18 protein-coding genes and 3 tRNA genes are annotated in these 20600 nt (G+C 38.1%); 8 read left to right on the plus strand and 13 right to left on the minus strand.

The window, feature by feature from the left end; all coding sequences use genetic code 11:
* From YWE_RS0124060 to YWE_RS0124070, 3 genes are all read left to right on the plus strand, one after another.
* Positions 1 to 76, plus strand: a tRNA-Val gene (locus YWE_RS0124060).
* Between the two features lie 8 nt (positions 77 to 84).
* Positions 85 to 160 (plus strand) — tRNA-Lys (locus tag YWE_RS0124065).
* A gap of 65 nt (positions 161 to 225) precedes the next feature.
* Positions 226 to 312 (plus strand) — tRNA-Leu (locus tag YWE_RS0124070).
* Between the two features lie 157 nt (positions 313 to 469).
* On the opposite strand, the gene YWE_RS0124075 is transcribed toward YWE_RS0124070, so the two are convergent.
* The 3 genes from YWE_RS0124075 to zipA form a co-directional block, all read right to left on the minus strand.
* Positions 470 to 685: a DUF3820 family protein gene (locus tag YWE_RS0124075; RefSeq protein ID WP_029096730.1), complete on the minus strand. Its 216-nt coding sequence runs from the start codon at positions 683 to 685 to the stop codon at positions 470 to 472.
* A gap of 16 nt (positions 686 to 701) precedes the next feature.
* Positions 702 to 2723: an NAD-dependent DNA ligase LigA gene (gene ligA / locus YWE_RS0124080; protein ID WP_029096731.1), complete on the minus strand. Its 2022-nt coding sequence runs from the start codon at positions 2721 to 2723 to the stop codon at positions 702 to 704.
* 82 nt (positions 2724 to 2805) lie between these two features.
* On the minus strand, positions 2806 to 3672 hold the full coding sequence (gene zipA / locus YWE_RS0124085) for a cell division protein ZipA (RefSeq protein ID WP_029096732.1): 867 nt from the start codon (positions 3670 to 3672) through the stop codon (positions 2806 to 2808).
* A gap of 341 nt (positions 3673 to 4013) precedes the next feature.
* Between zipA and cysZ the strand changes: the two genes are divergently transcribed.
* Positions 4014 to 4781: a sulfate transporter CysZ gene (gene cysZ / locus YWE_RS0124090; protein WP_029096733.1), complete on the plus strand. Its 768-nt coding sequence runs from the start codon at positions 4014 to 4016 to the stop codon at positions 4779 to 4781.
* Positions 4782 to 4928: 147 nt separating this feature from the next.
* On the opposite strand, the gene YWE_RS0124095 is transcribed toward cysZ, so the two are convergent.
* The 10 genes from YWE_RS0124095 to YWE_RS0124140 all read right to left on the minus strand — a co-directional run bounded on the left by YWE_RS0124095 (position 4929) and on the right by YWE_RS0124140 (position 15616).
* A complete protein-coding gene (locus tag YWE_RS0124095; RefSeq protein WP_029096734.1) occupies positions 4929 to 6095 on the minus strand; it encodes a nucleotide sugar dehydrogenase in 1167 nt (388 codons plus the stop codon).
* A gap of 112 nt (positions 6096 to 6207) precedes the next feature.
* Positions 6208 to 7167 carry an NAD-dependent epimerase/dehydratase family protein gene (locus YWE_RS0124100; RefSeq protein ID WP_029096735.1) on the minus strand — a complete coding sequence of 320 codons (960 nt, stop codon included), beginning with the start codon at positions 7165 to 7167 and terminating at the stop codon, positions 6208 to 6210.
* The gene (locus YWE_RS0124105) at positions 7164 to 8267 is read right to left on the minus strand and encodes a glycosyltransferase family 4 protein (protein WP_029096736.1); all 1104 of its coding nucleotides are present in this window, start codon (positions 8265 to 8267) and stop codon (positions 7164 to 7166) included. Before YWE_RS0124105 ends, YWE_RS0124100 begins: the two co-directional genes overlap by 4 nt.
* Entirely contained in the window at positions 8264 to 9421 is a 1158-nt protein-coding gene (locus YWE_RS0124110; RefSeq protein ID WP_029096737.1) for a glycosyltransferase, read from the minus strand. Before YWE_RS0124110 ends, YWE_RS0124105 begins: the two co-directional genes overlap by 4 nt.
* Entirely contained in the window at positions 9421 to 9987 is a 567-nt protein-coding gene (locus YWE_RS0124115; RefSeq protein ID WP_029096738.1) for an acyltransferase, read from the minus strand. The genes YWE_RS0124110 and YWE_RS0124115 overlap by 1 nt, the downstream gene beginning before the upstream one ends.
* A complete protein-coding gene (locus YWE_RS28605) occupies positions 9984 to 11150 on the minus strand; it encodes an EpsG family protein (RefSeq protein WP_036017063.1) in 1167 nt (388 codons plus the stop codon). Before YWE_RS28605 ends, YWE_RS0124115 begins: the two co-directional genes overlap by 4 nt.
* Position 11151: 1 nt before the next feature.
* Positions 11152 to 11928: a DUF4422 domain-containing protein gene (locus YWE_RS0124125; RefSeq protein ID WP_029096740.1), complete on the minus strand. Its 777-nt coding sequence runs from the start codon at positions 11926 to 11928 to the stop codon at positions 11152 to 11154.
* The gene (glf, locus tag YWE_RS0124130; RefSeq protein ID WP_029096741.1) at positions 11925 to 13025 is read right to left on the minus strand and encodes a UDP-galactopyranose mutase; all 1101 of its coding nucleotides are present in this window, start codon (positions 13023 to 13025) and stop codon (positions 11925 to 11927) included. The genes YWE_RS0124125 and glf overlap by 4 nt, the downstream gene beginning before the upstream one ends.
* A 4-nt stretch (positions 13026 to 13029) precedes the next feature.
* Positions 13030 to 14283 (minus strand): flippase, encoded by a 1254-nt coding sequence (locus tag YWE_RS0124135; protein ID WP_084167195.1) that lies wholly within the window; start codon positions 14281 to 14283, stop codon positions 13030 to 13032.
* Between the two features lie 226 nt (positions 14284 to 14509).
* Positions 14510 to 15616 (minus strand): LPS O-antigen chain length determinant protein WzzB, encoded by a 1107-nt coding sequence (locus YWE_RS0124140; RefSeq protein WP_029096743.1) that lies wholly within the window; start codon positions 15614 to 15616, stop codon positions 14510 to 14512.
* A 573-nt stretch (positions 15617 to 16189) separates the two neighbouring features.
* On the opposite strand from YWE_RS0124140, the gene cysK reads away from it, so the two are divergent.
* The 4 genes from cysK (at position 16190) to crr (ending at position 20289) form a co-directional block, all read left to right on the plus strand.
* On the plus strand, positions 16190 to 17158 hold the full coding sequence (gene cysK / locus YWE_RS0124145; RefSeq protein WP_029096744.1) for a cysteine synthase A: 969 nt from the start codon (positions 16190 to 16192) through the stop codon (positions 17156 to 17158).
* A 472-nt stretch (positions 17159 to 17630) separates the two neighbouring features.
* Positions 17631 to 17888, plus strand: coding sequence for a phosphocarrier protein Hpr (ptsH, locus tag YWE_RS0124150; RefSeq protein WP_029096745.1), 258 nt, complete (start codon positions 17631 to 17633; stop codon positions 17886 to 17888).
* Positions 17889 to 17940: 52 nt separating this feature from the next.
* Positions 17941 to 19668: a phosphoenolpyruvate-protein phosphotransferase PtsI gene (ptsI, locus tag YWE_RS0124155; RefSeq protein WP_029096746.1), complete on the plus strand. Its 1728-nt coding sequence runs from the start codon at positions 17941 to 17943 to the stop codon at positions 19666 to 19668.
* 111 nt (positions 19669 to 19779) lie between these two features.
* Positions 19780 to 20289 (plus strand): PTS glucose transporter subunit IIA, encoded by a 510-nt coding sequence (crr, locus tag YWE_RS0124160; RefSeq protein WP_029096747.1) that lies wholly within the window; start codon positions 19780 to 19782, stop codon positions 20287 to 20289.
* The last annotated feature ends 311 nt before the right edge of the window (positions 20290 to 20600 follow it).

The raw sequence follows: 20600 nt of genomic DNA on the forward strand, positions 1-20600 counted from the left end.
GGGTGATTAGCTCAGTTGGTAGAGCACCTCCTTTACACGGAGGGGGTCGGCGGTTCGAGCCCGTCATCACCCACCATAATCTCTGGGGCGTTAGCTCAGTTGGTAGAGCAGTTGACTTTTAATCAATTGGTCGCAGGTTCGAATCCTGCACGCCCCACCAAATTTCGAATCAAGCGCTTAGAGCGCTTTTTTCATATCTGAGTCAGTCAGATAACAATCCCCCTAGCCCGGGTGGTGAAATCGGTAGACACAAGGGATTTAAAATCCCTCGGCGGCAACGCCATGCGAGTTCAAGTCTCGCCCCGGGCACCATTTAAAATCTCTCTCTTTAGCCCCCACTTAGTACCACCTCATCAGTCGCTAGCACTCTAAAATTTGAAGCCGATAATAACTAGCCCTAGTGATACCATTAATTGGATAAACAAATGGCCCGAATTATCAGGCCATTCTTATGACTATACAGTAAGATTTATCTGCGTTTCAGCGGCTTAACCACCTCATCTAACCCGTCAATCTTCAGCGCTAATGTCATTTCCATCAGTTGACCTAATGCGCTCGTCGGGAAGCCTTTTTTAGCAAACCACAGCAAATACTCATCAGGCAAATCAATCAACATTCGGCCTTTATATTTGCCAAACGGCATCGGCGTATTGGCGATCTGAATTAAATGCTCTTTCTCTAGCATAGCTGTCGCTCTCCGCTTACTCGCCAAGTAACCGCACCATTTCGGCTTCATCAATTACCGGAATATCCAGTTCCTGCGCCTTTGCTAACTTAGAGCCTGCGGCTTCACCGGCGATCACCATATCCGTCTTCTTGGAGACGCTGCCACTGACCTTAGCACCGAGAGCAATCAGTTTAGCTTTAGCGTCATCTCGTGACATCAGGCTAAGTGACCCGGTCAGTACCACGGTCTTACCGGCAAACGGGCTATCAATCTCTTCAGCAATTATCACAACCGGTGCCGGCCAGTGAATACCAATTTCCGGACCCACCAGTTCAGCAATAATTTTCTGGTTGTGCTCTTCTCTTAGGAAGTTAAAAGTATGCTTCGCGACAACATCACCGACGTCCGGCACGGTTTTAAGCGTATCAATATCCGCAGCCTGAAGCGCTTCGAGAGAACCAAAGTGGCTGGCCAGATTAGACGCCGTAGTTTCACCCACTTCGCGAATTCCTAGACCAAACAGGAAACGAGCAAAGGTGGTGCTTTTGGCTTTATCTAACGCTTCGATCAGATTTTGTGCCGATTTCGGCCCCATACGTTCTAACCGGGTCAGTACACCGATCGACAAACGGAATAAATCGGCTGGCGTATGGACATATTCTTTATCAACTAACTGCTCAATAATTTTATCGCCCATCCCTTCCACATCCATCGCCCTGCGGGATACGAAGTGCTTAAGGGACTCTTTTCTCTGAGCACCACAGACTAAGCCACCGCTACAACGAGCAACGGCTTCGCCTTCCACTTTCTCAATAGCGGAGTGGCAAACCGGGCACTCAATCGGGAAAACAATCTCTTTAGCGCCTGACGGCCGTTTTGAGGCGATAACGCCAACAACCTGAGGGATAACATCCCCTGCACGACGAATCATAACTGTATCGCCGATACAGAGCCCTAAACGTGCAATCTCATCGGCATTATGCAAGGTCGCGTTGCTTACGGTAACACCGGCAACGGTTACCGGCTCTAAACGGGCGACCGGGGTGATCGCTCCGGTACGTCCTACCTGAAACTCAACGTCACGTACAACGGTCATCTCTTCCTGAGCTGGGAATTTAAATGCAGTAGCCCAACGCGGTGATTTAGCCACAAAGCCTAACGACTCCTGCAGTGCCAAATCATCAACTTTGATGACTACCCCATCAATATCAAAACCTAAACCTGGGCGATCTTTTTGCACCTGATGATAAAAATCTAACACCTGCTGGCTACCGGTACATAATTTGATCCGATCGCTGACGGGCAATCCCCACTGCTTAAATTTCATTAAACGCTGCCAATGGCTGGAGGGAAGATCACCACCGCTAATAACCCCAACGCCATAACAATAAAACATTAACGGGCGCTTGGCCGTAATTCGTGGATCTAGCTGACGCAGAGAACCAGCCGCAGCATTTCTCGGGTTAGCAAATACTTTTTCATGATTGCGCCGGGCATGGTCATTTAGTTTTTCGAAACCGGCCTGAGGCATAAATACCTCTCCCCTGACCTCTACGCGGCTGGGTATATCATCGCCGGTCAGTCGCAGAGGTATTGCACCTATTGTTCGTACGTTAGAGGTAATATTCTCACCGGTAGTCCCATCGCCCCGGGTTGCAGCCTGAACCAACCGCCCGTCTTCATAAAGCAGGCTAACGGCTAAACCATCAAGCTTAAGCTCACAGCAATAGGTAATTTCTTGTTCATTCTTTAAGCGGTCGCGCACGCGTTTATCAAACGCCAGATAACTTGGCTCATCAAAAACGTTATCAAGAGAAAGCATAGGAACTTCATGAGTAACCTGCTCAAACGCCGCTAACGGTTTTGCCCCGACTCTTTGCGTCGGTGAATCATCAGTAATCCACTCCGGATGAGCGGATTCGATATCGCGCAGTTCTCGCATCAATCGATCGTATTCAGCATCAGGAATTTCCGGGGCATCAAGGACGTGATAAAGATGCTCATGATGACGTAACTCATTACAGAGTTGGATTAGGCGTTGCTTAAGAGATTCCATAACTCACCGTTAATGATAAAAAACCCCCGACTGGCGGAGGTTTTATTGAATAGATAAAAGTAACTAATGTTAAAAGCCAGATTTAGCGCGGTGACTTAGCCGTATTATCGAGCACTTCTCTAATTTGGGCTTTATAAGTTTCAAGCTTTTGCGGCGTGATCATATGGCGACTATCATCGAGAACCACACCACCGACATCATCGGCAATACGCTGCGCGGACTGAAGCATCAGTTTAAAGTTCTGATGAGCATCGCCAAAAGACGGCACCATCATAAACATCGATACGCCGGGGGTAGAGAAATCCGACATATGCTCAGGATCAAAAGATCCTGGCTTCACCATATTGGCTAAGCTAAACAACACCGGGCCGCTACCGGCAGGGTCAACATGGCGATGGAAAATACCCATTGCACCAAACTGGAATCCTGCATGAAGAATACTTTGTAACAGCGGCTCTCCCGCAATACTGCCACCGTTCAGTGCAGAAACATGCAGAACAATCACCAACTCTTTTAACCCAGCAGGCTCCTGCGGTTCTGAAACTTGATGCTGAGTATTGGCCGCTAACGATTCATCTGCTTTAGCAGGTTCAGGTGTTTCATCAGATAACAAAACGTCATCAAAAGACATTTGAACGGGAGAAGGCTCATTATCGACTACCAGTTCTGGCTCTTCAGCTAAAACTTGAGTATTAACCCGCATTTCCGGTTCTGGTTCATCGAGCGGATCGGAAGAGTGGGTAGAAATAGTACGCACTCGCACAGCGCCCACCCCTTCATCTAATGACTCAAATGACTGTTCTGTCTTTTGTGATATGCCCCGTTTAAATGGCTTATCACGAAAAATTGACGAGCGCTCTTTACGGCTAGTCCACAAGCCGTGAATTAACAGCGCTAAAATTGCTATTGCTCCAACTACTATCAATACTAGACGCAAATTTTGCATCATTGCTTTCTCTGCTTTTCTAATACATGCCACCGCGGCAAACATTCACCCTACTAATCTATTTGTCCGCGTATCCAAGTGCAAGCCCGTGCTTGTTTTTATTAACGATAAATGCATTTTTTACTGTTTTTTGGTTACTTTTCCATCTACACGCAAAGTAATTGACGTTTCAGCAAGGCCGCAGACAAACAAATCCGATACGCTAACTAAAGCTAATCATTCAGATAAGTAAAGATCACCGGCAAAACTGCAACTTCAAGCACCAAGGGTATCATGAAGTTAGTAATGTATTTATCATAGAATATGATAACCTGATTTGCGTTTATAACAGGAACTTTTAATGCATGACAACAAATTCTAATGGCAATAATCCGCAATCTTTAAGCGGTTTTCACTATGTATCCCAAGGATTCAAGCTGGTTACCCTGCCGGGGATCAAGCGATTCGTATTATTTCCCCTGCTGCTGAATATTATTTTAATCGGTGGGGCATTCTGGTGGCTATATGGCAAGCTAGGGGAATGGATTCCTACGGTAATGAGCTATGTACCCGACTGGCTGCAATGGCTGAGCTATTTGCTCTGGCCCGTTGCCGTGATCACCATACTGCTGGTTTTTGGCTACCTGTTCAGCACCATTGCTAACTGGATTGCCGCCCCGTTTAACGGCCTGCTGGCAGAACAGTTGGAAGCTAAACTAACCGGTAAGACTTTACCAGACAGTGGATTTACCGGAATAATTAAAGATATTCCACGCATCATGAAACGGGAATGGAAAAAGCTAGCCTACTACCTGCCCCGCGCTCTACTGCTATTACTGATCTATTTCATTCCCGTAGTAGGACAAATCCTCTTTCCGATAGTCTGGTTCCTGTTCAGCGCCTGGATGATGTCAATCCAATATAATGATTATCCGTTCGATAACCATAAAATCAGCTTTGCCGATATGAAAAGCACGCTGGCAAAAGAAAGAGTGCGTAATCTACAGTTCGGCGGCGTCGTTAACCTGTTAACCATGATTCCGATTCTGAACCTGTTTATTATGCCGGTTGCGGTGTGTGGTGCGACTAAGATGTGGGTTGATCGGTATCGGGGTGGATTGATTGGTGGGTGACGTTTTATTTAGTATTTTAGTTTAATTAGTGAAAAACTCGCTTAGACTAATAACTAAGACAACCTCTTGGTTATTAGTCCACCTTCTGGTACTTTAATTTATTCTATTTTTGAACACTATAAATGCATTACCTGCACCAATAGGATATTAATCACTACCGAATAAATCGCGTGTATAAACCTTACTTTCAACATCAGCTAACTCACCAGACATTCTATTTGAAATTATTATATCCGCCATCATTTTAAAACTATCTAAATCTCGAATAATCTTTGAGTTGAAAAATTCATCCTCATCCATTACAGGTTCATAAATTACTACTTGAATACCTTTGGCCTTAATTCGCTTCATAATACCCTGAATAGAAGATGCCCTAAAGTTATCAGAACCACTCTTCATAATTAGCCGATATATACCAACCACTTTTGGATTACGGTTAATAATGGAATCAGCAATAAAATCTTTACGGGTTCGATTGGCATCAACAATCGCACTAATCAGATTATTAGGTACTGAAGAATAGTTTGCCAATAGCTGTTTGGTATCTTTCGGTAAACAGTAGCCACCATAGCCAAATGATGGATTGTTATAATGATTTCCAATTCGAGGGTCCAAACATACACCATCGATAATTTGGCGAGTATTTAATCCCAAAGCTTCAGCATAGCTATCTAGCTCATTGAAGTAGGCAACACGCATAGCAAGGTAAGTATTAGCAAACAACTTTATCGCTTCTGCTTCTGTAGAATCAGTAAACAGAACTTCGGTATCTTTTTTAATTGCCCCCTCAACTAGCAGAGAAGCAAATTTTTCAGCTCTCTTAGAACGCTCACCTATCACTATACGTGATGGATATAAATTGTCATAAAGAGCACACCCTTCCCGTAAAAACTCAGGAGAGAAAAATATATTATCAATACCAAATTCTTCACGTATTTTCGCTGTATAACCGACGGGAACAGTTGATTTTATCACCATTACTGCATTTGGATTAATAGCAATAACATCCTTAATCACTGACTCAACAGAAGAGGTATTGAAATAATTTGTCTTGGGATCATAATCCGTCGGCGTAGCAATAATAACAAAATCCGCCCCATTATATGCATCTACTTTATTAATTGTTGCACGAAAATTAAGTAATTTACTCGCTAAATAGTTCTCTATTTCACCATCAACAATTGGAGATATCTTTTTATTTAACAAATTCACTTTAGATTCAATGAGATCTAGTGCAACAACCTCATGATGTTGTGCAATCAAAATTCCGTTCGACAGGCCAACATAGCCAGTGCCAGCAATTGCCACTTTCATAATTATATATCTCTACAGAATAGACATAGCTAAAAACATTAAAATAGAAACACAATCTTTATAAAAATAACAAGAAAATTATAACACTAAAAAAGTCGACTTTTTAGCCATATTATTTTTCTTTCAAAAACTCATGACGAACAGTATTAGCAATGCCTTGCTCAAGTGATATAGGAGCTATAAAACCTGTAGAACCAATATAATTAGATTTAAACTGCGTCCGAGCGCAAAATTTTTTGACTCGAATACTACTAACTGGAAATTCTCTGCCAGTAATTTTAGATAAAAAATCCAAGCAATATCCACCCGTAATACCAATTACATAAGGAATACGAATATTATTCTTATTCTTATTTAAAGCAACACAAATAATATTTGTTAATTCATTCATAGTAAAATCTGGTTTATCAATGTAGTTAAATACATGCCGCCCAGACTCAAAAGTAGTAGCAAACTTTAAAAATTCTGCAATATTTTCCACATACGCCATTGACTTTTGATTATCACCAGCGCCAATCATCAAAAATTTACCTGATGCTATTTGTCTAAAAAGATTATAAACATTACCACGATTATTTTCACCAAATACAACTGTCGGTCGAACTGTTACCAGAGAATGTAATGGATTTTTGGCTTGCCACGCATCATAAATATATTCTGCTTCTAGCTTAGATTTTCCGTAATGATTGAATGGATGATATTCACCGTCTTCAGCAGTTTCTTTTTCAACAAAACCATATACAGCAACAGATGAAGTAAAAATAATATGTTTTATACCTAATTGTGTAGCTACATCACAAACATTTTTTGCACCCTGTACGTTGACATCATAATATAAGTTTGTTGGATGAATATTATCTTTATGCTCAGCGGCTAAGTTAATAATAATTGAGGCACCTTCAAGTGCAGATTTGAGTGTTTCAGGCTTAGTAACATCAGCATACGTGGATAGCGTAGGAAAACTATCACTAGTTTTGATATCTGCAATAGAAAATAAAATACCTGCTTTGTACAATCTATTTGCTAAACAACTACCTATAAATCCACTCCCACCAACAATTACGACTTTCATTGTTTTTCCTTAATTAACGCGTTATAAACTGACAAAGTTTTTTTATACATAGAATCAAATGTAAAATCTTTTGCAAATTTTAACGCTCCCTTAGCTCCAAGATCGGATGATAGTTTTTTATCTAGAATCAATGAGTTGATTGCATGCTTAATTTGCTCGATCGATTTTCTATCTACAAGATAGCCCGTTTCACCATGAATTACCGACTCACTGACGCCTCCAACATCCGAAGCTATGACAGGCAATCCACTACGCATTGCTTCTAAAATACTACGAGGAAAGCCTTCCCAATTAGAGATTAGAAGAAAAATATCGCTATTATCGAGTAAGCTACTAACATCACTACGCTCACCTAGAAATGTTATTCTTGCTGATATGCCTAAGTCAGAAGCCAACTGCATCATACTTGGTAACAATGGACCTTTGCCTACTAAGCTTAAATGCCAATTTAATTGATTAAGTTCAGATAAAGCATAGAATAAAGTAATATGATCTTTCTGGTTCGAAAATCTCGCAACTGATATTAACTGAGTTGTATAATCATTAGATGTCTTCTTATTCAACTGAATTAAAGGCATTCCATTATGAATAACGACTTGTTTTTCATCCTTTGCTACTTTATATTTTAAAGCTAAGTTTTTATCTTGCTGAGATACGGTTATTATTACATCAGATAATCTAGAGAATAACTTTTCAATAATAATATATAATACTTTGCTCTTAAAACTAACACCATTTGCAAATGACCACCCATGAGCCGTAAAAACAACTGAATACGGTAGACCAATAGAGGCTGCTCTTCCAATCACTCCGGCTTTAGATGAGTGTAAAGAAACTATATTTGGCGCTATACTCTTTAGTAAGTTACGCAATCTAAAAACACACTTTACATCTTTGAAAAAATCTATATCTCGCACCAACTCAGGAATTATATAGTAATTAACACCAATCTTTTCAAGTTCATTTATCAACGCACCTTTCTCACCAACAACCACCTCTACGACATGACCATCACCCAGTAATTTCTTAGCTAAATCACGTATATGTATTTGGGCCCCACCAATCTCATCAGCCTTTGTTATGACATAAACTATTTTCATAATAAAACCATACCAATCTTTATGTTTAAGTAAAAATCATTTCTTTTTTTATTAAGAACTTCAGGTAAAAACTCTCTCGATTTATTAAAATTATATGAGGAAGTTTTTCCAATTAAAACAGGTGACTTTATAAGGTTCATTATTTTATTTGCAAGTTCGCTTGAGTTTCCTCGAGAGTGAATCCAGTCACTTTGAATTATCTCGGGCATTCCGCCAGCATTACTAACAATACATGGTATACCACAAGACATAGCCTCAATAACAGCTCTTGGCATCCCTTCTTGATAAGAGGGCTGTATATAAATATCAATACATTCATTTAAGAAATTCATAACTGCCTCAGAATCCTTAAGCGTACCAATAAAAATAATTTTTTCTATAATATCTAACTCATTCAATAATGATTGAAACTGATTAGGATCGCCAGGCCCGATAATATATAACTTTACTTCCTCCTCTAACTTAGATATTGCTTTAATAGCGATATCTATTCCCTTTATTTTATTATCTAGACTTCCAATCAAACATAAATTAACACACGTATCATTTGAGGGCTTATATGTGTTATTTTTTCTCTCGCGAATAAAAACATCGGATACACTTAGTGTAAGGGCATTTTGACACGCAGGATACCTACTCTGAAGAAACTTACTAGTTACATAATGAACAAAATTTCCAGATTTAACATTTTTTTTCATTCTTAGGAAAGCTAAAGGGGCATAAATTTTCGCACTTAACTTACCAAAATTCCACAAGTTATCCCAGACACATGCAACGACTTCAACTAAAATACAAACACCGAGTTCTTTTGCTGCTTTTGCAAAAATATTACCGATTTCTGATGGTAGTCTAACAATAACAATATCATAACCATTAATAATATTTTTGGCTAACTCAACTAATTTCCTATTAAATATTAATGAATTAAAGCTTGATGCATTTGGAAATTTAATAAATGTAGCCTGAGGGCCAGTTACTGATTTATATCGTTCACGATCTATCTCATCAACTTCTTTTGATCTCGAAACTATAGTGACTGAGTGGCAAAAAATAAAATATCTAGAAATATCATCATATGTCATTTTCCCTGGAGAATAGAAATCTTTCTCGTATTCTAAAAATATATGGTCATGACAAAACAATGCCTTCTTCATCAAATCTCACCTATTTTTCTTGCCGGAACACCAGCATATATAGAATTTTTCATACCACATAATTTAAAAACCGAACCACTCCCGACAACTGTTCTGTGTTCTAAAATACTTCCCCCTAAAATTCTAGCTCCAGCACCGATCCATACATCATCATTAATAATGATATCTTTAAATATAATATTATTATACTTAATAGACTTAAGTGAATCTTTCCAAGAATGCTCAAAAGATATAATGCTTACACCATGAGCGATCGAAACCTCAGAACCAATATATATATTTCCACAAGCATCTAAATATGAATATTCATGAATAGACACATTATCGCCAATAGAGAGCTTATACATGTTTTTTATTGTAACAAACCTACCTATATATACATTTTTTCCAATGCTTTTCACTTGAGCTGAAACTAATATATATCTAGCCAAAACGCCAATTCGTGTTGGAACCAAACTAAAAAAATCATATAAAGCTAATAAAAAGAATCTTGGAAAAAAACGTAGAAAAAGCACAAAGAACTTAATAATAGGTGAAAATAATTCAAAAAAACGCCTACCAGTCATATTTTTCGCTCAACACAAGAAGAAAATTTATTTTCAATATAATAACATCTGACATCAGTTTTATCTTGTAAAGATACATTATTATTCAAAAGCAATATATCAATATAAAAATGGTCATATTCACCAAATTTATCAACCGACGCCCATATTCTAAATGGATTATAAAATATAAAAAACAATAGAAAAAATGCATATACACTCTTATTATACAAGGTTAAAGAAGTAAACTTATCAACTAAATATATAAAACCACATAAAGCAATATAGTAATTAACCCTAGATAACACTTCAAAATACTGAGCATATAATTTAGCCAATGAAAATATAATATATAAAGCAGAAAATAGAATTAAGCAGTTTCGCTCCCATATTAAATAATTATAGATTACTTTATCAGAAGCCATCTTAGTCACCATGATTAGCCCCCCACCAAAGATGATGGAACTAATTTGTATAATTCCAACATTCTCTTGAGTGCCCCCCCATGACTCATTAACAAAATAACCCAATATCCTAGGATTTAGCATATAAAAATACTCAGCTAATACAGGTATAAATATAAGTATAAAAGAACCAAAAACAACAAATAATGTTATAGAAAATCTTGGAAATCTTTCAAAAATAAACAATAAAAACATAAATATGGCAGATACATGAAAAAGACAAGCAGCTATACATATAGCATAAGCTCTATTCTTTTTATTATGTCGATAAAAATCCAAAGCTACCATAGAAAAAGACAAGGCTAATGCTTGCCTCAATGTTTCACTATATAAAACCCAAGCGTACAATGAGAAAAAAAGTATAATATAGAGTGTAGGATTCGTAGTATTACGCCTTGCAAACCAGCACAAAATATAAGTATTAATAAGTGATATTACGATAACAGCGGCATGATAATTTTCGAAAAATCGACTAGTCAAATAAACAATAGCATTATATCCAAACTCATATTTTAGCCAACAGTCATACTTATTATAATAAAAACATTGATAATTTTTTTCATAATTTATCCAATCATAGCCATTAAAATAATTTCCAGATAAGAAAAAAAACATCAAAAAACCACATAAAAATATCGATACACTTCTGCTTAATTTTAGCTTTTGTGTAAAGCAAAAAAGTAATAACATTAATAAAACGGTTAATGGATACCAGTACATATTATTTAAGACCAAAAAAGAATAGAGTTCTTTTGAAATACTTTTTAAATCTCAAAACTAGCGGAGTCGGCTCAATTTCGATCACCTTACGATAATTGATTTTATATATGCATTTATTTCTTTCAAGCCACACATTAAATAATCGTTCAGATAAAAAACCAAAAATTCTTTTTTGATAATCATCATAATGCTCAATGTCAACTTTCGACCTCACTTCAAAAAGAATACTAAACAACCATTCAAAGTAGCCATCAATAATATTTTTTTTAGAAACAAACATATTGCAAAAACTAGATATACTTTCATTCATGACAGAATCAAAATAAAAAATATACTCAGGATACATATCTTCTATTACGCTTCTTGTTATATCCAAGTCAGCCTTATTATGATATTTAGCATATTGCTCAGATAATGTCATACCAAAAAATCTATTTTTTTCAGGAACAATAATGTCAACGCCATTTAATAATTCTGAAAAATCGAACATTGAGGCAATCTTTTTTCCTTTTAGATATTGATATTTCCCATTCGATTTAAAATATCGTCTATAATGAACCATACCTACTATATCATCCCCCCTGGAAAGGTCATTTTTCCATATCCAATATAATGCTGTCAGTTCACAGAAAGATTTATTCAAAACAGAAATTGAATCACCAGAATCATCACCTAGAATGCCTAACTCACCACCACCCAATGCCTTTCCCACATGAATTGGAATATACCCAGTAGGGAAATCATAACATTTATGAGTAGCTATATAGATATTAGTCAAATTTCCTCCACCTTTGAAACCAAATGAAATGCAGATGCTATAACCTGGTGCATATCATAATATTTATACTCAGCCAACCGACCACCAAACAAAACCTTTGGCTCTTTTTTTGAGAGGGCTTTATATTTTTTAAATAAAGCCATATTCTTATCATCATTAACAGGGTAGTAAGGCTCATCACCTAATGTCCACTCTGATGGATACTCTTTAGTTATAATTGTATGCGACGTATCAACCACATCAAAATGCTTATGCTCAATAATTCTTGTGTAAGAAACATTAGCCTCAGTATAATTTATAACAGCATTACCTTGATAATTTTCCTCCTCGATTCGCTCATGCATAAAACGCAAAGAACGATAATCTAATTTACCATATTGGTATTCAAAAAATTCATCTATTGGACCAGTATAAATAATTTTTTTAGCCAACTCAGAAAATAACGCCTTATCTTTAAGAAAATCAACATCCAGTCTTACTTCAATATCCTCTAGTATTTTTTCTATAAGCTTCGTGTAACCACCAATAGGAATACCTTGAAACTTATCTGAAAAATAATTATTATCATAAGTCATGCGAACAGGCAGACGCTTAATTATAAATGAAGGCAAATCAGTTGCTTTTCGCCCCCATTGTTTTTCAGTATAACCTTTTATAAAAGCCTCATAAATATCTCTTCCAACCAAAGAAATCGCTTGTTCCTCTAAATTCTCCGCTTCTTTACCATCCATTTCTTTCCTTTGTTGATTAATTTTACTTAGTGCTTCTTTAGGACTTTTTGTTCCCCATAACTGATAAAATGTATTCATATTAAAAGGCAAATTAAATAATTTCCCCTTATAATATGCAAGAGGGGAATTAGTAAATCGGTTAAACTCTACAAATGAATTTACATAATCCCATACGTCCTTATCATTTGTATGAAAAATATGCGCACCGTATTTATGTACCTGAATACCATCATAATCCTCAGTATAAACATTTCCTCCAATGTGCGACCTTCGTTCAATAACTAATACCTTTTTACCTTTTTTTGTTAGTTCACGGGCACACACTGAGCCAAATAACCCAGCACCAACAATTAAATAATCATACATAAAACTATTTACCTCTAATTAAATAAATGTTCTTTGACCGTAAAAATAAATACATAATTATAGTTACACATAACTCAGTCAATAACATTGACATTGCGGCGCCATCTTGCTGAAAATAGTAAACCAATGGAAATATTATGATTAAATTAGACAACCCACAAACAACTAATATCCAGCTAAATTGTTTCTTATAATTATGAGTCAACATAGTTTGAATACCAAAAACATTGCTAAGTGAAATAAAAAATGGAAGAAAAGCCATCCATCGCAATACGGAAACAGAAGCCTGATATTCGTCACCCACACCATACTTGACAATAAGTGAGGAAAACAAAATCAAAAAAACAGAAGCACATAAAGATATTACACCAAGGTACATTAATGATTTCCTAATAAGCAATATTGCTTTAGAATAATTATTATCCATCAAGAAACTTATCCTTGGATAAATAGCCTGAGAAATAGGATTGAGAAGACTTTGCACAGCACCTCTTATCATATTAGCTGCATTAAAATACCCTACAGAAACAGGGCCGGCAAGAAACCCTAAAATAACAGTAGTACTTGTTGTATATAAACTTATTGCTGATGTCGAAACAAAAACATGCCAGCCATCACGTAGACTACATCTAATTCTCTCTAATGAAAATATAGGACCACCAACCCAATTATTATTAAATATAAAATAAAACCCAATCAATCCTGCAATAAAATTAGTTCCGCCCTGTATCAAAGCAGCAATCCATAAATCATCAATACCTTGTACAAAAACAAATGTTAATGGCACAAGCATAAAGCGAGCACTAATACTGCAGAGTGTAATCCACTTCATTTTTTCTACCCCCTGAAAAAACCATATAGGGTATATAACATTACCTAATACCATGGGGGAAAATGCCAGAAGCACCATCCAAAGCTGCTGATATTTTGTTACAAAGAAACAAACCACTAGCAATAAGATAAAAGCTAACACTGCTAACAATAATTTACTAAATATTACTGACCAAAATATATTTGTTAACTCCCCTCTGTCTTCACGATATTTAGCCACCTGTTGAGTTGCAGTCCAATTGAACCCATAATCGGTAAGTAAAACAAGATATTGCATTGAAGCTTGGCAAAAACCAAGAATACCAAAATACTCAGGACCCAAAATACGAACCAAGTATGGAAATGTCAACAATGGTAATATAAAGGAACTACCTTGAACTAAAGCCAAGTAAAATATATTTCTATTTAACGATGTATTAATACTCACGCGTCATCCATACTGTTAATTATAATTACCTAGCATAATGTTAATTATAGTTTTTAGCATATAGTTAAATCCCCAACCACACAAATAACAAAAAACTAGCCTTGAGAATTATTCTCCTTGATAACACTTTATAAAAAAGGCCAAATTAATATTACTTAATTTATAAAAATTCAGTTCATCTGATATACACTTGAAATCCTATATGGAAAATTTCAAATACACTAAATCATACGTTAGTTTTTATGCGATAACTGACTAAAACATTATTAATCAGAATGAAGCAGGTTCCGATAATCAATCCCACTAAGCACCCCAACACTAAAATCAGCCCATTTCTAGGTTTATCTCTATCTATTGGCTCCATCGGGCTCTTTAAATAACTAAACCCTTTAGCATCAGCTCTATCAACCTTGAAATTATTCAAGTTAATCCACTGCCGCTGCAAATCATAGTAATCATCACTCATAACCAAAGGCTGCTTCTCAATACCTTGAGACATAGCACTAAGCGCATCTTTACCAAGTAAAAATAGGCTATTATTATCTAACTTAGTTAAACTGGTAATCTCAGGTTTCTGAATATTTGTTTTTTCAGCTACCGTAAGAGCCATCTTTATGTTTTGAATTTCTTCCAACCGCTGCTCTTCAGCTATATTTTTAATAGCATCCATTTGATTTTTTAATGTTTGCTTTTTATTTTCGATTTGAGTCGTTAATTGAGCATACTGAGTTTTGCTAATATTACTATTAACCACACTAACGTATTTTTCTAACAGATTTTTAGCTTCAATCGCAGTAGCTGCGGGGAAACTTAAAGAATAGATCGAGCTATCTTTCTCTTTAGTTAGCTTTACATTATCAATAATATCATTAAGCAATCTAGCCCTGCTTTGCTCATCTTTTCCTTCAGCTAACTTTTTAAAGTAATCACTGCCACTAACAAACTTACTTAACTCATTATAAGAACCGGCCAGCGAGATAAATTGCTTAAACAATTTATCGGCAACCTCTTCTGATGATGTTGGTTTCTCAACGTTACCCTCCAACAACCGGTAACCCTGATAATAGTTATCCATCGTTTCAAAACTCGGCGCATCAACCACCGCCGTGGCAGTCCACTGCTCTTTGGCGGTAAACGCATATACCGCGGCGAGAAGCGTGGTGATCAACATACAACCAATAATCCAGTGCTTTTTCTTCCATAGCTGTGCGATAAGGTCAAATAAATCAATCTCATCGTTTTTAGGGGCTTGAAACATGGGGTAAGGATAGTAACCAGCGATAGGTGGTTGTTGTGACTGTGGTGGTTGCTGCGGTTGATTTTTGTCGCTCATTGCCATTCCAATTGGTTGAAATATAATGTATTTACTTGAAGAATAAATTCTTTATTTGCTTTTCAGGCATGCTACCGCCCTTAGGTTACGGCTCCTAAAGGCACTGTATAGAATGATATAGCAAAGCCACTGGCATAAATAAGGCTAGTTATTATTCGTCCTTAAACCAGTTTTATGTGACTTTCTTGTTGCGGCTGATTATACCCACTTAACACTCAATCGCAAGTAAAGTGCCACACAAGTAGTGTGATGAAAAAACCATAACCATTTGATTTTTAATCAAACACAAATTAAACACAGTGCTATATATCCATAAATGAACAATATTCTTACAATATGGTTTGTTTACTTATCACACAGCAATTATTCTTATATTTACTGTTTCTTCCGTAGATTCCTCCATAAGCGTTGGTACATAGGCACCTTCTGAGTACAACGCCATGATTTTGTACGGTGATAAAAACTTATTCCTTAATTACATATCGATATATCTATTCCTTCCTTCACAGTTCAGATTTAGACGTTATGCTGTATAGGTTCCCTAAATAATTCATAAGATTAAAAGGATAGACCATGACTAAGATTTATGAAGACAACTCACAGACTATTGGCCACACCCCATTAGTACGTCTGAACCGTATCGGAAATGGCAAAATTCTGGCCAAAATTGAGTCGCGTAATCCTAGCTTCAGCGTTAAGTGCCGTATTGGTGCCAATATGATTTGGGATGCTGAGAAGCGTGGTTTATTGAAACAGGGCGTTGAGCTGGTTGAACCGACCAGTGGTAACACCGGTATTGCTTTAGCTTATGTAGCCGCTGCGCGTGGTTATAAACTAACCCTGACCATGCCTGAATCTATGAGTCTGGAACGCCGTAAATTACTTAAAGCCCTTGGTGCTAATTTGGTTTTAACCGAAGCCGCTAAAGGGATGAAAGGGGCGATAGCTAAAGCAGAAGAAATCGTTGCTTCAGATCCTGCTCATTATTTATTACTCCAGCAATTTAATAATCCGGCAAACCCTGAAATTCATGAAAAAACGACCGGCCCGGAAATCTGGCAAGATACTGACGGTGCTGTCGACGTGTTTATTGCTGGCGTAGGTACTGGCGGAACGCTGACCGGAGTTAGCCGCTACATTAAAAATACCAAAGGTAAAAAGATTATCAGCGTTGCCGTCGAGCCAACGGATTCACCGGTTATCAGTCAGGCTTTAGCCGGTGAAGAATTAAAACCGGGCCCGCATAAGATTCAGGGCATTGGTGCTGGTTTTATCCCGGGTAACTTAGATTTAAGCCTGATTGACCGCGTCGAGAAGATTAGCAATGAAGAATCTATTTCAACCGCGCGTCGTTTAATGGAAGAAGAAGGTATTTTGGCCGGTATCTCATCCGGTGCAGCCGTTGCAGCAGCTCTTCGACTAATTGAGCTGCCTGAGTTTGCAGACAAGAATATTGTTGTCATATTGCCATCATCAGGGGAACGCTATTTAAGTACCCCGCTGTTTGCCGATATATTTACGGAAAAAGAGCTGCAACAATAGTAACAATTGCCCACCCACTAAAAGGCCCTTTTCTGGGCCTTTTTCATTTCAATTTTATATAGCTGCTAATATTAAAATGGCTGCACAGGATTGCCGCTTCTTGAGATTCGCAAACGGTGCTACATGGGTATTTTTTGTGCGTCAGCTCTCGCTTTTTGCTAAAAAAATTTGATTTATTGACTGACTACTAGTATCAAGCTACTACTTTTTTTCGATGCTCGAATTAAATCACTACTCAGCCTTTTTAGGTTCTTGCTAAAAAGGAGTAGATATAATAGCGTAGGTAAAAGAAGTTCTGTTTTTAACAGGTAGCAAGCCAGCATACGTGCGGTTTATTACCCGTTTTGACTACCCAGCGCATCCCACATTAGCATGGCTTTTTTACCCAATAACAAAAGCGATGTTAGTTAAATTTAGGCTAAACTTAAGTGTTAACGCCAAGAACATTAATCCAACTAAGTTGAGGATCACTATGTTTCAGCAAGATATAACCGTAACTGCACCAAACGGCCTTCATACCCGCCCTGCTGCACAATTTGTAAAAGAAGCTAAAGCATTCGTTTCTGACATTACTGTGACTTCTAATGGTAAGAGCTCTAGCGCTAAAAGCCTGTTTAAATTACAAACTCTTGGCCTGACTCAAGGCACCGTAGTGACTATTTCAGCGGAAGGTGAAGATGAGCAACAGGCCGTTGAACATCTGGTCAAATTAATGGCGGAACTTGAATAAGCCCTTTACGACATTTCAACACCCGTTTTAGTTTTAAATTAAAGGTAGGCTTATGATTTCAGGCATTTTAGTATCTCCAGGCATCGCATTTGGTAAGGCTTTGATATTAAAAGACGAACCCATCGTCATTAATAACAAAAAGATTTCCAGCGATAATACCGAGCAGGAAATTGCCCGCTTCAAGACCGGCCGCGATAAGGCCAGTGAACAACTCAACGCCATTATGGCTAAAGCGAGTGAGACGTTCGGCGAAGAAAAAGCTGCGATCTTTGAAGGCCATATCATGCTGTTAGAGGATGAAGACCTCGAGCAGGAAATCATAAGTCGAATTAAAACTAAGCAAGAGACGGCTGATGCCGCTGTTCATGCAGTGTTCGAAGCCCAAGCCATCGAGCTTGAAAGCCTTGAAGATGAATATTTAAAAGAGCGTGCTGCCGATATCCGTGATATCGGTAGACGTTTACTACAAAATATTCTCGGCATGTCTATTGTCGATCTCGGTGCAATTAAAGATGAAGTTATTCTGGTTGCTACCGACCTGACGCCGTCAGAAACCGCACAGTTGAATCTGGATAAAGTTCTTGGCTTTATTACCGATTTAGGCGGCCGCACTTCCCATACATCCATTATGGCCCGATCGCTGGAGATTCCGGCAATCGTTGGTACCAACGATGTCACTAAGCAAGTAAAAAATGGTGACTTCCTGATTCTGGATTGTGTGAATAATAAAGTTCACGTTAATCCATCTGTTGAAGTGATTGAGCAATCTAAAGTAGCTCAAAGCCAATACATCAGTGATAAAAATGAATTAGCCAAGCTAAAAGATCTGCCTGCAATTACCCTTGATGGTCATCAGGTAGAAGTTTGTGCCAATATCGGAACAGTTCGTGATGTACCCGGAGCAGAACGTAACGGTGCGGAAGGCGTTGGTTTATACCGTACAGAATTCCTGTTTATGGACCGTGAGTCATTCCCTACTGAAGAAGAGCAATTCCAGGCATATAAAGCGGTTGTTGAAGCCATGGGAGAGCAAGCGGTTATATTACGGACCATGGATATCGGTGGTGATAAAGACCTGCCGTATATGAACCTTCCTAAAGAAGAAAACCCATTCCTTGGCTGGCGTGCAATTCGTATTTGTCTTGACCGTAAAGAAATTCTTCACGCTCAACTGCGGGCCATTTTGCGCGCATCCGCCTTCGGTAAGCTAAGAATCATGTTCCCAATGATCATTTCAGTAGAAGAAGTTAGATTACTGAAAACTGAGTTGGAAATGTTGAAAACGCAGCTAAGAGAAGAGAATATCACTTTTGATGAAGCCATCGAAGTGGGAGTAATGGTAGAAACACCTGCTGCGGCCACCATTGCACACCATCTGGCGAAGGAAGTTGATTTCTTTAGTATTGGGACAAATGACTTAACCCAGTATACTCTAGCAGTAGATCGTGGCAATGAGTTGATTTCTCATCTCTATAATCCATTATCTCCGTCCGTTTTAACCCTGATAAAACAGGTTATTGATGCTTCTCATAAAGAAGGCAAATGGACTGGGATGTGTGGTGAATTAGCCGGTGATGAACGTGCAACTTTATTGCTGCTCGGTATGGGCCTGGATGAATTTAGCATGAGCGCAATTGCTATTCCTCGCATCAAGAAAATCATTCGCAACGCGAATTTCTCTGATGTAAAAGCGCTGGCGGAGAGTGCATTAGCACAGCCAACGGCACAAGAGGTATTAGACATTGTTAATAAATTCATCGAAGAAAAAACGCTCTGCTAGTTATCCCTACGTCATTGGAGTTGCAGTCAATACAATCGCAACTCCAACGATTATGGGTAGATAAAATAATAACGGCACACCGCTTAAAACATTACTGCTGAGGAGAAAGTCATGGGTCTGTTCGATAAGCTGAAACAACTCGTTTCTGATGATAAAAAAGACGCAGGCAGCATTGAGATTGTTGCTCCGCTGTCCGGTGAAATTGTCAACATCGAAGACGTACCTGATGTTGTGTTTGCTGAAAAAATCGTTGGCGATGGTATTGCGATTAAACCTACTGGTAACAAAATGGTTGCCCCTGTAGATGGAACTATCGGTAAGATTTTTGAAACCAATCACGCATTCTCTATTGAGTCTGATAGCGGTATTGAATTATTTGTTCACTTCGGTATTGATACCGTTGAACTCAAAGGCGAAGGCTTCAAGCGTATTGCAGAAGAAGGCCAACACGTTAAGAAAGGTGATTTAGTGATTGAATTTGATCTGGCCCTGCTGGAAGAAAAAGCTAAATCAACGCTAACGCCCGTAGTGATCTCCAATATGGATGAAATCAAAGAACTGATTAAGCTTAGCGGCACGGTTGTTGTCGGTGAAACACCGGTTATTCGTATCAAGAAATAGTTATTGTTTGCTTAAAAGCAGCTATAGCCAAAATAGTTCGAGTTGCATCGAGACGGCAAGAGAGAGTTCCGATGAGTTTACTCAGGTAAGTGATTATTAGGCCCATTAATGGGCCTAACCCCTTCGGGGCCGCTGCCAGCAGCGTTCAAATCTACTTACAGCAGATTTGTCGGGTGAACGAACGTAGCCAATAAAGATGCGGCTTGAAGTATGACAGTATAAATAGTTATTCAATGCCGATCGGCGTCACCGGTCGGCATATTTATTTTAATTCCCCTATCCCCACGCTGCCCTGTCTGAGTTAAGCTTAT

This window comes from Budvicia aquatica DSM 5075 = ATCC 35567, assembly GCF_000427805.1.
In the GTDB taxonomy this organism is placed as follows: Bacteria; Pseudomonadota; Gammaproteobacteria; order Enterobacterales; family Enterobacteriaceae; genus Budvicia; species Budvicia aquatica.